The sequence below is a fragment of the Micromonospora sp. DT81.3 genome, from assembly GCF_049847225.1.
GTDB lineage: Bacteria > Actinomycetota > Actinomycetes > Actinomycetales > Microbacteriaceae > Microbacterium.
This window is the reverse complement of the sequence record NZ_JBNCNY010000008.1, coordinates 162,847-180,069: the sequence shown is the minus strand read 5'-3', so window position 1 is coordinate 180,069 and position 17,223 is coordinate 162,847. Positions and strand designations below refer to the sequence as shown.

The 17,223-nt window shown below is 67.9% G+C and carries 17 protein-coding genes; 2 read left to right on the top strand and 15 right to left on the bottom strand.

The window, feature by feature from the left end:
* Window positions 1-50: 50 nt before the first annotated feature.
* Entirely contained in the window at window positions 51-1,352 is a 1,302-nt protein-coding gene (locus ACPW96_RS17645) for a UDP-glucose dehydrogenase family protein (RefSeq protein WP_425884608.1), read from the top strand.
* A gap of 81 nt (window positions 1,353-1,433) precedes the next feature.
* Here ACPW96_RS17645 and ACPW96_RS17640 read toward each other — a convergent pair whose 3' ends face one another.
* The 5 genes from ACPW96_RS17640 to ACPW96_RS17620 form a co-directional block, all read right to left on the bottom strand.
* Window positions 1,434-2,438: an acyltransferase family protein gene (locus ACPW96_RS17640; RefSeq protein ID WP_425823200.1), complete on the bottom strand. Its 1,005-nt coding sequence runs from the start codon at window positions 2,436-2,438 to the stop codon at window positions 1,434-1,436.
* Window positions 2,435-3,613: an acyltransferase family protein gene (locus tag ACPW96_RS17635; RefSeq protein WP_425884565.1), complete on the bottom strand. Its 1,179-nt coding sequence runs from the start codon at window positions 3,611-3,613 to the stop codon at window positions 2,435-2,437. The genes ACPW96_RS17640 and ACPW96_RS17635 overlap by 4 nt, the downstream gene beginning before the upstream one ends.
* A gap of 56 nt (window positions 3,614-3,669) precedes the next feature.
* Window positions 3,670-5,181 (bottom strand): lipopolysaccharide biosynthesis protein, encoded by a 1,512-nt coding sequence (locus ACPW96_RS17630; RefSeq protein WP_425823196.1) that lies wholly within the window; start codon window positions 5,179-5,181, stop codon window positions 3,670-3,672.
* A gap of 364 nt (window positions 5,182-5,545) precedes the next feature.
* The gene (locus tag ACPW96_RS17625; RefSeq protein WP_425884564.1) at window positions 5,546-6,130 is read right to left on the bottom strand and encodes a hypothetical protein; all 585 of its coding nucleotides are present in this window, start codon (window positions 6,128-6,130) and stop codon (window positions 5,546-5,548) included.
* Between the two features lie 26 nt (window positions 6,131-6,156).
* Entirely contained in the window at window positions 6,157-6,600 is a 444-nt protein-coding gene (locus ACPW96_RS17620) for a VanZ family protein (RefSeq protein ID WP_425823192.1), read from the bottom strand.
* A gap of 183 nt (window positions 6,601-6,783) precedes the next feature.
* Between ACPW96_RS17620 and ACPW96_RS17615 the strand changes: the two genes are divergently transcribed.
* Window positions 6,784-7,473 carry an endonuclease/exonuclease/phosphatase family protein gene (locus ACPW96_RS17615; RefSeq protein WP_425823190.1) on the top strand — a complete coding sequence of 230 codons (690 nt, stop codon included), beginning with the start codon at window positions 6,784-6,786 and terminating at the stop codon, window positions 7,471-7,473.
* Window positions 7,474-7,481: 8 nt separating this feature from the next.
* On the opposite strand, the gene ACPW96_RS17610 is transcribed toward ACPW96_RS17615, so the two are convergent.
* The 10 genes from ACPW96_RS17610 to infA form a co-directional block, all read right to left on the bottom strand.
* Window positions 7,482-8,327 carry a tRNA pseudouridine synthase A gene (locus ACPW96_RS17610; RefSeq protein WP_425884563.1) on the bottom strand — a complete coding sequence of 282 codons (846 nt, stop codon included), beginning with the start codon at window positions 8,325-8,327 and terminating at the stop codon, window positions 7,482-7,484.
* A 59-nt stretch (window positions 8,328-8,386) separates the two neighbouring features.
* Window positions 8,387-9,832 carry a mechanosensitive ion channel domain-containing protein gene (locus ACPW96_RS17605; RefSeq protein WP_425884562.1) on the bottom strand — a complete coding sequence of 482 codons (1,446 nt, stop codon included), beginning with the start codon at window positions 9,830-9,832 and terminating at the stop codon, window positions 8,387-8,389.
* A gap of 30 nt (window positions 9,833-9,862) precedes the next feature.
* Window positions 9,863-12,037 (bottom strand): adenylate/guanylate cyclase domain-containing protein, encoded by a 2,175-nt coding sequence (locus ACPW96_RS17600; RefSeq protein ID WP_425884560.1) that lies wholly within the window; start codon window positions 12,035-12,037, stop codon window positions 9,863-9,865.
* Window positions 12,038-12,306: 269 nt separating this feature from the next.
* Complete coding sequence (locus ACPW96_RS17595) at window positions 12,307-13,383, bottom strand: GNAT family N-acetyltransferase (RefSeq protein ID WP_425884559.1); 1,077 nt, start codon at window positions 13,381-13,383, stop codon at window positions 12,307-12,309.
* A gap of 504 nt (window positions 13,384-13,887) precedes the next feature.
* The gene (gene rplQ, locus ACPW96_RS17590; RefSeq protein ID WP_425884557.1) at window positions 13,888-14,445 is read right to left on the bottom strand and encodes a 50S ribosomal protein L17; all 558 of its coding nucleotides are present in this window, start codon (window positions 14,443-14,445) and stop codon (window positions 13,888-13,890) included.
* Between the two features lie 37 nt (window positions 14,446-14,482).
* Window positions 14,483-15,472 (bottom strand): DNA-directed RNA polymerase subunit alpha, encoded by a 990-nt coding sequence (locus ACPW96_RS17585; protein ID WP_425884556.1) that lies wholly within the window; start codon window positions 15,470-15,472, stop codon window positions 14,483-14,485.
* Between the two features lie 186 nt (window positions 15,473-15,658).
* The gene (gene rpsK / locus ACPW96_RS17580; RefSeq protein WP_325484782.1) at window positions 15,659-16,057 is read right to left on the bottom strand and encodes a 30S ribosomal protein S11; all 399 of its coding nucleotides are present in this window, start codon (window positions 16,055-16,057) and stop codon (window positions 15,659-15,661) included.
* Window positions 16,058-16,094: 37 nt separating this feature from the next.
* Complete coding sequence (gene rpsM / locus ACPW96_RS17575) at window positions 16,095-16,466, bottom strand: 30S ribosomal protein S13 (RefSeq protein WP_425823175.1); 372 nt, start codon at window positions 16,464-16,466, stop codon at window positions 16,095-16,097.
* A gap of 270 nt (window positions 16,467-16,736) precedes the next feature.
* Entirely contained in the window at window positions 16,737-16,853 is a 117-nt protein-coding gene (gene rpmJ, locus ACPW96_RS17570) for a 50S ribosomal protein L36 (RefSeq protein ID WP_005050492.1), read from the bottom strand.
* 90 nt (window positions 16,854-16,943) lie between these two features.
* The gene (gene infA / locus ACPW96_RS17565) at window positions 16,944-17,165 is read right to left on the bottom strand and encodes a translation initiation factor IF-1 (RefSeq protein WP_047544504.1); all 222 of its coding nucleotides are present in this window, start codon (window positions 17,163-17,165) and stop codon (window positions 16,944-16,946) included.
* Window positions 17,166-17,223 lie beyond the last annotated feature (58 nt).

Genomic DNA, 17,223 nt, shown 5'->3' with positions numbered 1-17,223 from the left:
CGGGCGAAGGCGCTCGGTAGTACAACGATTCACCAAGGAGTTCCATGCGTCTGTCTGTCATCGGCTGCGGCTATCTCGGGGCCGTACACGCGGCCGCCATGACCTCCATCGGCCATGACGTCGTCGGGATCGACGTCGACGAGCCGAAGATCCAAGCACTCGCCGCTGGGAAGGCACCGTTCTTCGAACCGGGCCTGCCCGAACTGCTCACGGAGGGAGTCGCGTCCGGCCGGCTTCGCTTCACGACCGACATGTCTGCGGCTGCGGAAGCGACCGTCCACTTCATCGGCGTCGGTACGCCTCAGCAGAAGGATGGCTACGCCGCCGACCTGACCTACGTGAACGCCGCGGTCGACGCCCTCATCCCCCATCTCAAGCCCGGCGATATCGTGGCGGGCAAGTCGACGGTTCCGGTCGGCACTGCTGCCATCCTCGCCGAGCGGGTCGCGGCGACGGGGGCAACGCTCGTGTGGAACCCCGAGTTCCTTCGCGAGGGCTGGGCCGTGCAAGACACGATCTCGCCCGATCGGCTCGTCGCGGGCGTTCCGTCGGGCGCCCAGGGTGAACGGGCCGCCGACGTCCTCCGCGAGGTGTACCACACCGCGATAGCGACCGACACGCCCTTCATCGTCACCGACTATGCGACCGCCGAGCTCGTCAAGGTTGCGGCCAATGCGTTCCTCGCGACCAAGATCTCTTTCATCAACGCAATGGCTGAGATCGCCGAGGTGACCGGCGCGGACGTCACCGAGCTCGCCGACGCGATCGGGCACGATGCCCGCATCGGTCGCCGATTCCTCGGCGCCGGCATCGGATTCGGGGGCGGCTGCCTGCCGAAAGACATCCGGGCATTCTCCGCGCGCGCCGAGGAACTGGGGCGCGGCGAGTCCGTCGCGTTCCTGCGCGAGGTGGACGCCATCAACCTTCGCCGACGGGACCGCGCCGTTCAGCTCGTCGTCGATGCCCTCGACGGCGACGTCTACGAGAAGAAGATCGCCGTGCTGGGTGCTGCCTTCAAGCCGCACAGCGACGATATCAGGGACTCCCCCGCTCTCGATGTCGCGGTCAAGCTGCGCGGACTCGGGGCGGACGTCGTCGTGACCGACCCCGAAGCCATTGAGAACGCCAGGTCCAGGCACCCTCAGCTCACTTATGCAGAACGAGACGAGGCGCTCACGGGAGCCCACGCGGTCGTCGTGGTCACGGAGTGGGACGAATACCGACGCCAGCTCTCGCCAGCGCACGCCTCCTCGCTCACGGCGGGGCGCATCGTCGTCGACGGCCGCAACTGCTTGGACGCTCCAGCGTGGCGAGCGGCCGGATGGACGTACTTCGGGATGGGGCGGCCGTAGGCAGAGCCACGCTGCTTGGACGACGTGCACTCAAGGCCGAGGGATCCCCTCGGCCTTGAGTGCAGCTTCTTGTCGTTCACATCACTCGAGCAACCGCTTCCCCTGCGGATCGAGAGCTCGGGCGATCGGCTTGGGCAGGTTGAATATGCCGCCTACGGGGGCGAGCAACCGATAGAGGACGAGCGGCACACCGACTCCGAACGCCGTCAGCGCGGCGGCGGCGAGAACCGGGGACACGACGCCCACCGGAATGAGCGGCACGACTGCTGCCAGCAGCATCGCGTGCGCGACGTAGACGGCGATCGTTCGCTGGCCGATGTACCGGAAGGGAGCGGACAGCCACCCCACTTTCGCGATCATCGCGGCGATGACCAGACACGCTGTCACGCAGACCACCGATAGAGCCATGCGCCCCACCCCCCTCGCGGGGCCGGGAATGAAGGAGAAGGCCGCCATGGCGGCGGGCACGGCGATGATAGCGGCGACAAGCAGCACCGGATTGGCGCGCGCCGCGACGGATCGCCACACCTCCGGAAGCCGCGCGCCGAGCAGGAAGAAGAACATGTACATCGCAACCGAGCGCCACACGATGTTGTCCGCCGTCGGCAGGACACCCATCGCTGCCGCCACGCCCAGAGCACCGGATGCAAGGAGCGGGATCCACGCGGGGAGCTGCTGCGTCAGCCTGCCGACAACAAGGTAGACGATGAGCGCATAGAGGAACCAGAGGCCGTTGGTCGGCCAGATCGGCGATATCACGAAGGCGATCCACGGATGCACCTCACTGAGCGGCCACGGCACGAACGTGAACCACACGGCGCGGATGAGCATCCAGAGGAAGTACATGTAGAGCAGCAGCGCGAGACGAGTGGCGAAGAGGCCGCCCCACGTCCGGCGGATCGCGTTGGCAGCGAAAACGCCCGCAACCAGGAAGAACAGCGGCATCCTGACCGCCGTCAGGTACAGGTTCAGCGTGTCGAGCCATCCGTTGTGCCAGCCATAGACGTTCATCAGCTGAAGGGCGTGTGCCAGTACGACGAGGATCATCGCGCCGCCGCGCGCGACGTCCGCCCACGCGAGCCTCAAGCCGTTCCCACCTTCCCTGTCGGACTCTGTGGCGGGTCTTGCTCTGGACCCGTGCCCTCGGGCGCTCGCGCCGCCCGCTCGGCCGTGGCATCCGCCTCCATATTGTGCGCCGCGCGCGCGCGACCCTTTTTTCGCCCCGTGAAGGGATAGACGAAGAGCCAGGAGAACCGCGTGAGATACCGCGTGATGAGGATCGACAGCAGGATGACGAGCGTCGTGAGCACGCCGATGAGGAGGAGCCCTCGCCCCGGGAGCTCATCGAGCACCGGGACAAACGCCAGCGGAGCGACGAGGAGCGCGATGACGAAGAGGTGGACGAGGTAGATGTTGAGCGTCCGCAGCCCTACATAGACGACCCACTTGAGGAAGACGAGATGCACAAGGTAGTACGCGAGTGCGAACCCTGTCGCGATCGCAAGCAGCTGGCCCACGAAGGCCGATCCCGGGATTCGCTGCAGGACCGGGAACAGCGTCACGACCGCTGCGAAACCGGCGAAGCCGATCACCAGCGCGATCGCGCGCCACAACCGCATCCCGTCGAACAGGTCGAAGATCTTGCGGCTGAAGTAGGCACCGAGCGTGAAGAAGATGAGGTACTCCGTCATGCGGTTGATGCCGACATTGTGCGCGTTGAGGATCCCCGACGACGACAGCACTGACAGCACGAGCGCGATGGAGATCAGTACCCACTGAGGGGCCTTGCGGAAGAGCCAGAGTGCCAGCGTGAAGATGAAGAGCGCGTAGATGAACCAATACGAGCTGATCGGCCAGATCAGGATGCCGAGCAGTGCGAGCGGATCGGAAGCCGTCGATCCTGCACCGTCTGAGCGCACATTCGGCGCCAGCCGGTACAGCACGAATCTGATCACGGACCACAGCAGGTACAGGTAGAGGTATTGACGCAAGCGGCGCTTCCAGACGTCAGCGAACGACCACTGCCCCACGCGGTTGTGGAACACGCCCGTGATCAGGAAGAACGCCGGCATCGGGAAAAGCTCCAGCACGACCTTGAGCCGCCCGATCCCCGCCGCGTCGAACCCGATCGACGTCAGGAACAGTGTCGTGTGATAGGCGACGATGAGGATGATCGCCGTCCCCTTGACGAAGTCCACCCACTCCCGCCTTCCGACGTCGGTGCGGAGCATCCTGCGCCATACGGTTTCGGTGTTACCCATCTCGGCCTCCCAGTCCGAACATGTTCACGACGCGACGCAACCGTCCCCCGTGGGCGTCATCCTGCATCCCCCCGTGCAGGATCGGGCTCCGAATCGTCGGTGGTCCGCCGCGCGCGGGCGAGGAACCGCCGGCCGGCGATGATCGACAGCACGTCGCGTCGGTACGCGGGCAGGATGACGGCCATGATCACGAGCGCCGCGATCAAGGACACGAATCCGACACCGATGCGCACGAACGGCGACGCCTCGGGCAGCAGCATCGTCGACGCGTATGAGGCGACCGCAGCGACGCCGTAGACGGCAAGCGTGCGAAGTCCGTTGAGGAAGAGGCGGAGGAGCGGTGCGGTCGACCGACCCCGCAGCCAGAGCATGCCGATCGGCCAGAGCAGGGCCGTCGTAACCAGGTATGCCAATGCAACGCCCTCGACGCCCCACAAGACGCCAAGGATCACGAGTCCGATGACGAACGGCCTGGTCCAGACGGTGTAAAGGAGAAAGCGCCCCGTGAGGCCGTGCGAGAGGAAGACCCAGTACGTCGCGAACGCAGCCGCTTGGAAGAAGCCGGCGATGGCAAGGATCTGGAACAGCGGAACGGTCGGCGCCCACTGGGGACCGAGCGCCACGGCTATGATGTCGGTGGCCTGCGCGACCGAGAAGCCGAGTACGAGGCTCACGATGTTCAGCAGGACTATCTGGCCGAAGCTGATGAACTCGGCGTACCTCGCGGGCTGATCCTGAAGCCGCGAGAGCGCCGGGAGTGCAACGCGCGTCGACGGAGCGTTGATCTGGTTGAGCGGAAGCAGCATCAGCTGGAAGGCTCTGTTGTAGTAGCCGAGCGACTGAGCGCCGAAGACGCGGCCGATGACGATCGAGTCGACGTTACGACTCGCGTAGGTGAGGATCTGGGCGCCGACGAGCCCGCCGCCGAACTTCAGCAGTGGCTTCATCTCCTCACCGCGACGAGGGAAGCCGGGCCACCAGCCACCCATGATCGGCAGTGCCACCGCCTGGAAGAACACCTGCAGCACCTGCTGCGCCACCAGCGCCCAGTACCCCCAGCCGAGGGCCGCGAGCGCGAGCGCAATGACGAGCGCAGCTGCCTGGGCCGCAATCTCGATCGCCGCGAGAGGTCCGAACCGAAGGTTTCGCGTGAGGTCGGCGCGGAACTGTGTCACGAATCCGCCGAGGACGAACGTCGTGGAGAGCGCGAGCGTTACGAGGACGAGCCGCTCATCGCCGTAGAATGCGGCGATCGGGTGCGCGAGTGCCGCGACGGCGCCCGTCAACGCAGCTCCGATCCCGAAGTTGATCCAGAAGAGGTTCGCGCGCTGGCCCGCCGTCAGCGTCTTCGCCTGGATCGCCGCGCTCGACAGTCCGAAATCGCGCATGATCTCACCGACCCCGACGATCGCGAGGACCATCGCGGTGACGCCGTAATCGGCAGGAGAGAGCAGCCGCGCCAGCAACACGATGCCGACGAGTTGGATCGCTATTCGCACGATCTGGCCGCCGAATGTGACGACGGCACCCCGGCCTACGGTGCGACCGAGGCTCTGCACCGCCGTCATGGCAGGCTCCTATCGGAAGCGCTTGAGCTGAGACCTCTCAGTTCAGTCACGGATGTCTATCCTTTCGGCGTGACGGTCCCGCCGTTGGGACATGGTTCGGGCGGGCGTCGCAAGACGCCGGCAGAGGCTATGTTCCGGCCAGGACTGCGCCAGGCGAGAAGGGCGCGTGGTCCAGGACTCCTGGGCAGTATCGGAGTTGAGCGGTCACCTGTCACGGCTCCTCGATGCGCCGGCCGGGGCGCGAAGGATGGCAAGAAGAGTGGACCGCATGCCGAAACTCTACCAAGCGCAAATGAATGGCCTGTTTCACAGAGGTAAAGGCTGCCCCGCTCGAGTCCGGGACCTGGGGCGAGTGCGGCGAGATTCAGAGCTGCACCGACAGACTCCCGGCCTTCTCGGCGAGCACACCTCGTTGCAGCAGCCCGCCGATGACGGCCGGGGCGTCTATCGGGTGGATGCCCGGAGGCATCTCGCCGTCGCGCGCGGGGTCGTACGCAAAGGCCGCCTCGAGGTCGGCACGCGGGATCGACCCTCCTCGCTCCTCGGCCAGACGGACCAGGGTCGCGGCCACCTCGGCCTCATCGTCGGAGAGCTGCGTGAGCGTATGGCGCAGCGAAACCAGTGCGCCCGCCGCGACCAGCGGATCGCGCGTCGTCACAGTGGCGAGCACCGCCAGCGCGAGCTCGGGCCAACGGCCGCGAATCGCCGAGAGGTTGACATGCCAGCGCCCGCCGGGGATGAGCACGCCCGGGGCGCCGGGCAGGGGGCGCTCTTGCGGATCCCGCCGAACGATCCGGGGGTCATCGAGTTGCCGGGACAGCTCTGCGAGCACGGCATCCGACCACTGCCGGTCCTGCAACACCGGCCGTCCGGTGAGCCGGCGCATCACCTCGAGCGCGTCCGTCCCGTCGTGCCACACCGACCGTGCGGAGTCCGTCGGGTTCTCCATGCCGCAAGGGTAGCGGGCGGCACCCTTCAGCGGCTCGGTCGACGCCGCCTCTGCCTCGACCGCGACACGACGGCGACGAGCAGCACGCCGACGGCGGTCCCGATGGTGTTGGCGAAGACATCCGAAGGCGTCGCGACGCGCTCGGGGAGAAGTGCCGCCTGCAGCAGCTCGATGCCCAGTGACACGGCTGCGCCGATCGGCACGGCGGCCCACCGCAGCCGGGGAGGAAGCTGTAGGGCGACGAGCACGCCCACCGGCACGAAGAGCGCCACGTTCGACGTGAATTCCAGCACGTCGTAGCTGCCCCGCATCCACTCATCGAGCCCCTGCAGCAGTCCCGACACGGGCCGGTCGACGGGGGTCGGGTAGAGCGCGACGACGGCGAGCAGCGCGCCATAGGCGAGGAGCAGGCCGGCGGAAACGGCCCTACGCGTTTGCAGGCCCGCGCGAGTGGTGTGCAGGTGAGTCACGCGGTCCTCCGAAGGCAGATGGGATGCCGCGTCGTCGCCGCTCGTCCTCAGGATCCTACCGCCGCGGGTCGGTGTTTTCCTGAGCGCCGGAGACGCCCGCCGTCTTCGGGTCCTCTGGGGATCCGCTTCGCATGAGTTCGCGCGCTCCTCTGCGCCTCCCGCGCGCCCTAGGCTGGTTTCGCAATGAAGGTCATCTCGTACAACTTGCGCAAGCACCGCGCGGCCAACGAACTCGCCGGGCTGGCGGAGCGCCATGCGCCCGATATCCTGTGCCTGCAGGAGTGCGACACCAATGAGCTCCCCGAGGGCATCGCAGGGCTTCGGCTCGCCCACTCGACGCAGGGCAATCGGCTCGGGCTGGCACTTTACTACCGTGAGAACACCTATCGGGCGAGCGAGGTCCGCGCGATCGCGTTGAAGAAGTCGCTCCACGATCGTGTGCTGAAGCCCGCGCACGAGCGCATGCTCGGCGTCCGCCTGCACGACATCGATCAGAACCGCAGCGTCATCGTCGCGTCGTTCCACGCCGCGCCATTGACGGCGCTGAACTCACTGCGCCGGCACCAGATCCGGGCGGCCCTGCGCGAACTGGAACAGCTGGGTCCGGGTCTGCCTGCCCTCATGGTGGGCGACTACAACTATCCGGTCTTCAAGGAGCACCTCGGCCAGAAGGTGCGCGATCAGGGGTACGAGCTGACCCTGAGCGACGCGCGCACGTACACGCGCTACAAGTTCTTCCGCGGGCACTACGACTTCGCGACGTCCGTCGGCTTCGACATCGCGCGTGTCACGACCCTGCCGCAGGGACGGTCCGACCACCTGCCGATCATGATCGACGCCGAGCCCAGCCCCGCGCGCATCGCGCACGCCTGAGTCGGCGATCAGTCGGCGAGCCTCCGCGCCCTGGTCTGTTCCGCGCGGGCGGCGAGTTCGGCGTCATCCGGGTACCCCACCTGCGTCAGCGTCAGTCCCCGCGCCGCGAGCACCTTGAATTCGCTGGTCCGCTCGCCCGCGTCACGCAGGGCCGCGACGTCGTGGACCTCGAGCCGTCCTTCTCCCACCGCCACGCACGCCCCGACGAGGGCTCGCACCATGCTGTGGCAGAACGCATCGGCTCGCACGTTGGCGACGAGCACCCCCTCGGAATCGCGGTGCCAGTCGAACTCCAGCAGCGTGCGGATCGTCGTCGCCTCCTCCCGCGGCTTGCAGTAGGCGGCGAAGTCGTGCAGCCCGATCAGGGAGCGGGCCGCGGCATCCATCGCCACCACATCGAGATCGGGACGCACCGTCGTCGTGCGGTGCCGCTCGAGCGGGTCGTAGCCGGTCACCCCGTCGGCCAGGCGGTACTCGTAGCGCCGCCAGACGGCCGAGAACCGCGCGTCGAAACCGGCGGCAGCCCGGCCGCTGGCCGTGACGGCGACGTCCGAGTACGCGCCGAGCACGCCGCGCATGCGGCGCGCGAGGCCTCGCAGAGGGTCGGATGCCGCGTCGCCGCGCCGGGTCGCGCTGAGGCGCGCGACCTGCGCGTCGTCGAGGTCGGCGTGCGCCACCTGTCCCCGCGCATGCACGCCGGCATCCGTCCGCCCGGCGACGGTGAGTGCCGCCGGGGAGCCGAGGATGCGCTCCAGGCCGTGCTCGAGGGTGCCCTGCACCGTGCGGAGCCCGGGCTGCCTGGCCCAGCCGCGGAAGTGCGTGCCGTCATACGCGATGTCTAGCCGGATCCGCACGGGGCCAGCCTACCGAGCCCCTGGCGGGCGTCGCGGGCTGCGCCGGTCGGCTCGGTGGCTCACCCCAGCATGCTGCGCCCGTATGGCAGCACCTCTCCCACCGCGGCGAGCGCCGCGCGAGCCAGCCGCACCCGATTCTCGCTCTCACGCACGATCTCGCGCGCGAGAAGCGGGTGCCCGCGCACGATCTCATCGAGCATGGCGACCGGCAGGGACACGACATCCACCTCGCTCAGAGCCACCGCGCGAGAGATCGTCGTCGTGCGGGTGAGCGCGGTGATGCCGATGGCATCGTCGCGGCCGAGCGTGGTCACCTGCGCGAAGCCCTGGTCCTCGGTCGGGATGCCGAGGACCACCCGGCCGTCGAGGATGAACCGGGTCGCATCCGGCACTGTGCCCGGTCGCAGGATCACCTCGCCCTGGCAGTAGCGTTCGAGGCGGGCCGAGCTCGCGAGCGCATCGGCCTCGCCGCCTCGAAGCCCGAGGATCGGCGCGATCTGGTGCAGCGCCTTCTGAAGCCGATCAGCCGTGCGCCACTCGTCGGTGTCGTCTCCGTCGAGGTGCAGCCCGGCCCTGCGGGCCGCGTACCAGAGCCGCGTCGAGAAGGCATTCAGCGCAACCGAACGGTCGCCGGGGTTCTGCAGCGGGATACCGACCGAGTACTTCGAGCCTTCGAGCGTCGCGGCCGTCGGCTCCCGATCGGGCGAGGAGACCGGGATGTCACGGGCCACCCGCACCAGCAGCTCCCGGACCCGCCCTGGGGGGTCATCCGTGCCGAACTCCACCTCTCGCTTGGCCAGATACGGCTCGGGGCTGCGCGACAGGTTCGTGAAGGAGCCATCGGCAAGCAGGGCCGTCGGAATGACGAGGATGCCGTTGCCGGTGTCGAGGTGCACCGCGCGCCAGTTCACCTCGACGATCTGGCCGTACGCGTAACCGGTGTCCTCGTTCGTCTCGATCCAGTCGCCCATCTCGAACGGCGACTCGAAGATCAGCAGCAGGCCGGAGATGATGGAGCCCACCGCGTTCTGCAGCGCGAGGCCGACGATGATGGACGTCACTCCGAGCGCGGCGAAGACGCCGGCCACATCGGCGCCCCACACCCACCAGAACAGCAGCGCGATCCCGACGATGATGAAGACGAACCGGATCAGGTCGCTGAAGATCGTCGGGAACCGGTCGCGCCAAGAGCCCTTCTCCGCCCGGTGGAAGACGAGGTGATCGACCGCGTTGATCACGACGAGGATGACGAGCAGCCCGAAGATCGTCGCGAAGACCTTGAACCAGGACTGCTCCTCGTCCCACGCCCCCGGCTGGCTGATCAGCACCATGATCGCCGCGACCGGAACGAGGTAGTTGCGCACCATCAGCACGATCGGCGCGGCCCGGCTGCCGCCGCGCACGAGCGCGTTGTACATCTCGGTGAGGCCGATCAGCAGGAGCGGCAAACCCACCGACACGAAGACGGCCGGCCAGAACCACGCCTGCGACACGATGTCAGCCATTCTTCGATGACCTTTCCCTCGCGGCCATCCTCAGCCTTCCACCATCACCGCGGGGGACTCGACCCGCCAGACGCGCTGGGTGCCGGTCTGGGTCTCCACGTCGCCGGCCGGCTGCAGCACGAGGCTGTCGGGGATGCGGTCGGCCACCCGCTGCGTGACGTAGATGCCGGCCTCAGCCGACTCCCCCTGCACCCGGAATGCCAGATTCACGGCATCCCCCCACATGTCGTAGACCACGCGCGCCCGCCCGATCAGCCCGCTCGTCACCTTCCCCGAATCGAGCCCGGCCCGAAGTCCCAGCTCGACTCCCTGCTGGTTGGAATAGCGCTCGAGGATCTCGCTGAGCTCGAGCGCGAACTCCACGGCGCGGCGGGCGTGGTCGACGCGCGGAGTGCCGAGGCCGCAGCTTGCCAGGTAGCTCTGCCGCGTCGTGCGCACCCGCTCGACGCCGTGCCGCTCCGCCGCCTCGTCGAAGGTGCGGATGAGGTCGTTCAGCCGGGCGATGGACTCCTCGCTCGTCATGGAGAGTGCGAGCTCTTCGAATCCCATGATGTCGGCGAAGATCACCGTGACGTCGTCGCTGTCCTGGGTGATCGCGTCGTCGCCTCCCTTGTACCTGCTCGCCATCCCCTCGGGCATGAACGACAGGATCAGTCGCTCGTTCGCCTTCTCCTGCTGCTCGATGAGGCTCGATTTGACCTGCAGGCTGCGGCTCATGTCGTTGAACGCCGTCGCCACATCGGCGAGCTCGTCGCTGGATCCGGCATCCACCTGCACGCCCTCCTGCCCGCCCGCGATCATGTGGGCGGCGAGCTTCAGGCGGCGAAGGGGTCGAACGAAGACCTGCGCCAGCACGAGCGAGAGCAGGCAGACGAACACGATCATCCCGGCGGTGGAGAGGATGAGGTTGCGCGTGAAGTCCTCCACCGGCACGAGCGCCTCGGCTGTTGCCTGCTGGGCGACGATGGCCCAGGGCAAGCCGTCGATGGCGAGCGGCGCGTATGCGGTCAGGCTGTCGCGCCCCAGGTAGTCGGGGGTCACCGTCGTGCCCCGCTCGCCGGCGAGCGCCTTCGTCACGGCCTCCGTCGAGACGGTCTGGCGCAGCAGGGTGTTGCCGTCGGCGACGCCCAGGGCGGCGGCATCCGGGGAGAGCCCCGCGGCGACGGCCGCCCGCTCGTACGCCTCCGGGTCTTCGAGGAGCGACCGCGACACGCTGCGCATCAGGGTGTCCTCGCCGACGAGATAGGTCTCGCCGGTGGTTCCGAGCCCGTTGTCCTGCCACTCCTCACCCACCGTCATCACCTCGTTGATGCGGTCGATCGGCAGCTCGATGGCCAGCGCCCCGATGATCGTGCCGTTCTCGGCGATGGGCGTGACGGCCCAGCCGGATGGCGCCCCGAGGCTGGGATTGTACGGATCGAAGTCCTCGAAGACGACGTTGCCGACCAGGTTCGCGCTCATCACCTCGCGATACGCATCGGCGAGGTTCGTGAGCCGGTAAGGGCCGTCGAAGAGGTTGGTGCCGAGGTCGACGCCCTTGAAGGCGGTGTAGATGACGTTGCCCTCGGTGTCGAGCATCAGAACGTCCTCGAAGCGCTGCAGCTCGGTCATGGCGCGGTAGTACTCGTGATACTGCGCGTGAGCCGCCGACCACGCGCTGCCGTCGCCGGCATCATCGACCTGGATCGCCTCCTCCCACGTGTCGTAGGGGATGACGTACCGCTCCTGCAGGTACGCCTGAGCCGGCGACTGGGGAACGAACGCGTCGCCGTCCACCTCCTCGCCGCTGACCTCGGCGAGCTGCGGAGCGAACACGTCGCGGTAGTACTCGGTCAGCTCTGCGGATGCCGCGGCATCCGGCTCGGCGCTCTGCAGCTCGCGGAAGCCGTCCGAGAACGCACGAGCGGCCTGGATGCTGGTCGCATTCAGCGAACCGAGACGGACGGAGTTCTCGATCGACGTGAACAGCTCATCCACCTCCCGCGCGCGGTTCTCGCGGATCTCGACGAGGCGCTCGTAGGCGATGGCGCGCAGCGCCTCGGTGCCGTTGATGTAGCCGATGACGCCCACGACGATGCTGGAGAGCACGCTCACGAAGAGCAGCATCATGAGCAGGATGGAGTAGATCGAGAGTCCGGGACGCCGCCGCGCGCGCGGAACGCCCACCCATTCGGCGGGTGCCGCCGCCGTGTCCGTTCCGGACATGCGCTCCCGATCCCACGCTTCGATGACCGGCCCCGCAGCCGAGGTCATTCGCCGCCGGCTCATGCCGGAATGCGCTCAGGATAGCGGTCCGGGATTCCGTGCGCATAGAGGCGCGTGCGGTTCGTGACATACGAGGCGCGCCGGTGTTTGAGGTGGTCGAGGCGGTCGTCTGAGACCGGGATGCGCACGGGATCGCCCGTCGAGAGGCGTTCAGGGGCGAGCGACGCCGGCTTCATACCCGCAGAGGCATGGATGGCGCAGGTTCGCGGTCAGAACTCCTCGACGAGGGCGACCGTGCGCTCCGTCGGTCGGAATCCCATCCCCTCGTACAGCGTGTGCGCACCGGTCGGGCTCGCCGTGTCGACATCCAAAATCGCCCGATCCAGCCCCGCGTCGCGCGCCGCGCGCAGGAGAGCGCCGATCGCGGCCGGCGCGAGTCGCTGGCGGCGACGATGGCGAGCGACGCCGATCAGGTCGATGTAGACGCTGGAGAAGCCCTGCACCTCCCAGTCCTCTTCGTTCACCGAGCCGAGGGCGAAGGCGACGATCCGCACCGGGACGCCGAGCACGTCCGTGACACCGGTGCCGCCGGCATCCGCCCTCTCGATGATCACGAACGAGAGGTCGTCACGGAACAGCTCACCGCCCACGAACTGCTGCCAGCGCTCCGGAGCACTGGGCTGGCTCCCCCAGTGGTCACGGAAGGCGTCGTTGCGGGCGGAGCGGGCGGCCTCGGCGAGGGCCGGGGTGTACCCGATCACGCGCACGTCGTCAGGAATCGGGATGTCGGGGATCGGGTCGGCGAGGACGCGCTCCATCGAGGTGAAGTACCGCTCCACCCGCATTCCCCGGCGCTCCGCCAGCCGGATCGCGGCCACGTTGGTCTCTTCGGCATAGGTCATCAGCCAGGCGGGCAGGGTGCTCCTGGTCTCAGCCATGCGCTGCAGGCAGCGCTGCGCCGACCATTCCATGACCTGTCGGCCGATTCCGCGCCCGCGCAGTTCGGGGTGCACGCCGCCGAACGCGTAGGCCTGTACGCGGGTCTCGCGTCCGGGGGCCAGCTCCGCCCAGGCAAGCGCGACGATGCGCCCGTCCCCGTCGAGCCCGATGAGCGAGTCGACGGCGGGATCGATGAAAGGCGTGTCGAACTGGTCGGCCACCTCTTCCCGGGCGGTCGTCCACGTCGGGTGATCCGCGGTGTCGAGCGCGCGCATCAGCACCATGAGCGCGTCGATGTCGTCCTCCGTCGCGGGGCGCCATTGGGCGACATCCGGATGCCGGGGCTCGGTCGGGCGCTCGGGGGCGGAGATGCGCTGATCCAGGGGCAGAAGCTCGCTCTCGGTCACGCGACGAGCCTATCCGCGGCGCCCTTTTCGCAGGGTCCCCGCCTCCGGCGGTTCGGCGGGCCCTGGGCGCCTTCGGATCCGTCGAGCCGGTCCGGTCCCGTGCACAACGGCGGATTTCGGCCGCGACACGCCGGCCGGGGCATCCATCACCCGGCGTGTCGCCGAGGATCCCCGCCGTTGTGCACGACGACGCTCGGTGGTGCACGCCGACGCACCGCCGAGCCCGGTCCACAGGCGTGGCCGCGGGTGGAACGGACCGGCGATCCCAGGCGCTCGCCCGTGCACAACGGCGGATTTCGGCACCGACACGCCGGCCGCGGCATCCATCACCCGGCGTGTCGCCGAGGATCCCCGCCGTTGTGCCCGCCGAGGATCCCCGCCGTTGTGCACGCCGACGCACCGCCGAGCCCGGCACCACCGCCCGCCGGCACCCCGGAAACGACGGAACCCGCGGCCCGCCCGAAGGCGTGGCCGCGGGTTCGCGGTGCGCAGATGCGAGGAGAACTACTCCGACTTGGGCTCGGCGGCGTCGGCCGCTTCGGCCTCGGGAGCCTCGGCAGCAGCCTCGTCGGTAGCAACGTCGTCCGAGACGACCTCGTCCGAAGCGGCGTCATCCGAAGCAGCGTCAGCGGCCGGAACAGCGGCCGGAGCCGCGGCGGCAGCGGCCGCAGCCGTCTTCTTGGCCGACTTCGCCTTGGGCTGGACCGGCTCGAGCACGAGCTCGATGACCGCCATGGGGGCGTTGTCGCCCTTGCGGTTGCCGATCTTCGTGATGCGGGTGTAGCCACCCTCGCGGTCGGCGACGAGCGGCGCGATCTCGGTGAAGAGAACGTGCACGACCTCCTTGTCGCCGATCACGGCGAGCACCCGGCGGCGGGCGTGCAGGTCGCCGCGCTTGCCGAACGTGATCAGGCGCTCGGCGAGCGGACGCAGGCGCTTGGCCTTGGTCTCGGTCGTCGTGATCGAGCGGTGCGTGAAGAGGGCGGCGGCGAGGTTCGCAAGCAGCAGGCGCTCGTGTGCGGGGCCGCCTCCGAGGCGGGGACCCTTCGTGGGCTTAGGCATTTTCGGATGTCTCCAGGATCAAAGTGGGAAGAGGGGCTCAGACGGTCTCGTCGTCGTATCCGCCGTAGAAGTGGGCGCCGTCGAAACCGGGCACCGAATCCTTGAGCGAAAGACCGAGCGAGATGAGCTTGTCGCGGACCTCATCCACCGACTTCTGGCCGAAGTTGCGGATGTTCATGAGCTGCGTCTCCGAGAGGGCGACGAGCTCGCTGACCGTGTTGATGCCCTCGCGCTTGAGGCAGTTGTACGAGCGGACCGAGAGATCGAGGTCTTCGATCGGCATCGACAGCTCGTTGGTGAGGACGGTCTCGACCGGCGCGGGGCCGATCTCGATGCCCTCGGCCTCGACGTTCAGCTCGCGGGCGAGACCGAACAGCTCGGTGAGCGTGCGGCCGGCCGAGGCGACGGCGTCGCGCGGGGAGATCGAGGCCTTGCTCTCGACGTCCAGCACGAGCTTGTCGAAGTCGGTGCGCTCACCGGCGCGCGTGGCGTCGACGCGGTAGCTGACCTTGAGCACCGGCGAGTAGATCGAGTCGATCGGGATCTGACCGGCCTCGGCGTACTCGTTGCGGTTCTGCGTGGCGGAGACGTAGCCGCGGCCGCGCTCGATCGTCAGCTCGAGCTCGAACTTCGCCGAGTCGTTCAGCGTCGCGATGACCAGGTCGGGGTTGTGCACCTCGACACCGGCGGGGGCGGAGATGTCGGCAGCCGTGACCTCGCCGGCGCCCGTCTTGCGCAGGTAGGCGGTGATGGGCTCGTCGCGCTCGCTCGAGACGACGAGCTGCTTGATGTTGAGGATGATCTCGGTGACATCCTCCTTCAAGCCCGGGATGGTGCTGAACTCGTGCAGCACGCCGTCGAGACGGATGCTCGTCACGGCGGCGCCGGGGATGGAGGAGAGGAGGCTGCGGCGAAGCGCGTTCCCGATCGTGTAGCCGAAGCCGGGCTCCAGCGGTTCGATGACGAACCGGCTGCGGAACTCCGCGATCTTTTCCTCGGTGAGTGTGGGACGCTGTGCGATCAGCACTATGTGTTCCTTTCGATCAAGTGCCCGCTATATGACACTTGCGTGATGTGAGGTGTTGAGTTTTCGTCGGCGGATGTCTCGTGCCGAGTCATCCGGATGTCGTAGTGGTCGCTGCGCGACCCGGCTCGCGCGAGCGCGCGGGCCTGCGGGCGAAGGCGTCCTGCGGCGGACGCCCTCGCACCGGGATCAAACGCGGCGGCGCTTGGGGGGACGGCAGCCGTTGTGCGCCTGCGGCGTCACATCGTTGATCGAGCCCACCTCGAGGCCGGCGGCCTGCAGCGAGCGGATCGCCGTCTCGCGGCCCGAACCCGGGCCCTTGACGAAGACGTCGACCTTCTTGACGCCGTGCTCCTGCGCCTGGCGGGCGGCCGACTCCGCGGCCATGCCGGCGGCGTAGGGCGTCGACTTGCGCGAGCCCTTGAAGCCGACGCCACCGGAGGACGCCCAGCTGATCACAGCGCCGGACGGGTCGGTGATCGAGACGATCGTGTTGTTGAACGTCGACTTGATGTGGGCCTGGCCCAGCGCGATGTTCTTCTTTTCCTTGCGACGCGGCTTGCGCGCGGCGGTCTTGGGTGCAGCCATGTGCGGTTCTCCTGAATCCTGTAGCGCAGGCGGAGGCCTAGCGCGCCTTCTTCTTGCCGGCGACGGTGCGCTTGGGACCCTTGCGCGTGCGGGCGTTGGTCTTCGTACGCTGACCGCGCACGGGGAGGCCGCGACGGTGGCGGATGCCCTCGTAGGAGCCGATCTCGACCTTGCGGCGGATGTCGGCGGCGACCTCGCGGCGGAGGTCACCCTCCACCTTGTAGGTCTCGATGTTGTCGCGAAGTGCGATGAGCTGGTCGTCGGTCAGATCCTTGACGCGGACATCGGGGCTGATGTCGGTGGCCTTGAGGATCTCGACGGAGCGGGTGCGCCCGACGCCGTAGATGTAGGTGAGGGCGATGACCACGCGCTTGTCGCGCGGGATGTCGACGCCGGCAAGACGTGCCATGCGGTTCTCCTGGGAGTGGTGTGGAGGTGTGGAGCAGAATCGGTGCCCGGGCCTCCAGCCCGGGGTGTCCCCCGCTCACGTGGAGAGCGGGTTCTGAAACTGCCGTGTATGTGTTGAGTTGTGTGGTTCGACAGGCTCACCAACAGCCCGATCCCTGAGCAACAGCCCGGTCCCTGAGCAACAGCCCGATCCCTGAGCAACCGCCCGGTCCCTGAGCAACAGCCCGATCCCTGAGCAACAGCCCGGTCCCTGAGCCTGTCGAAGGGCGGTCTAGCCCTGGCGCTGCTTGTGGCGCGGGTTGGACTTGCAGATGACCATGACGCGGCCGTGGCGGCGGATCACCTTGCAGTGATCGCAGATCGGCTTGACGCTGGGGTTTACCTTCATGATGTTTCCTTATCGCTGTCTTCGTGCCCGTGCGCATGCGCGGCGGTGGGCCGCGGCATCCGGATCACGGGCCGTTACTTCTCGACCGGTCTAGCGGTAGCGGTAGACGATTCGTCCGCGCGTGAGGTCGTAGGGGCTGAGCTCCACGACGACGCGGTCTTCCGGGATGATGCGGATGTAGTTCTGCCGCATCTTGCCTGAGATCGTGGCGAGCACCTTGTGTCCATTGGAGAGCTCGACGCGGAACATCGCGTTGGGCAGCGCCTCTGAAATAGTGCCTTCGATCTCGATGACACCGTCTTTCTTCGCCATACACTCGCTAACGCTTGTGCAGACCGGTCGGTCTGCGGTGGGTTGGGTTTGTGGTGCC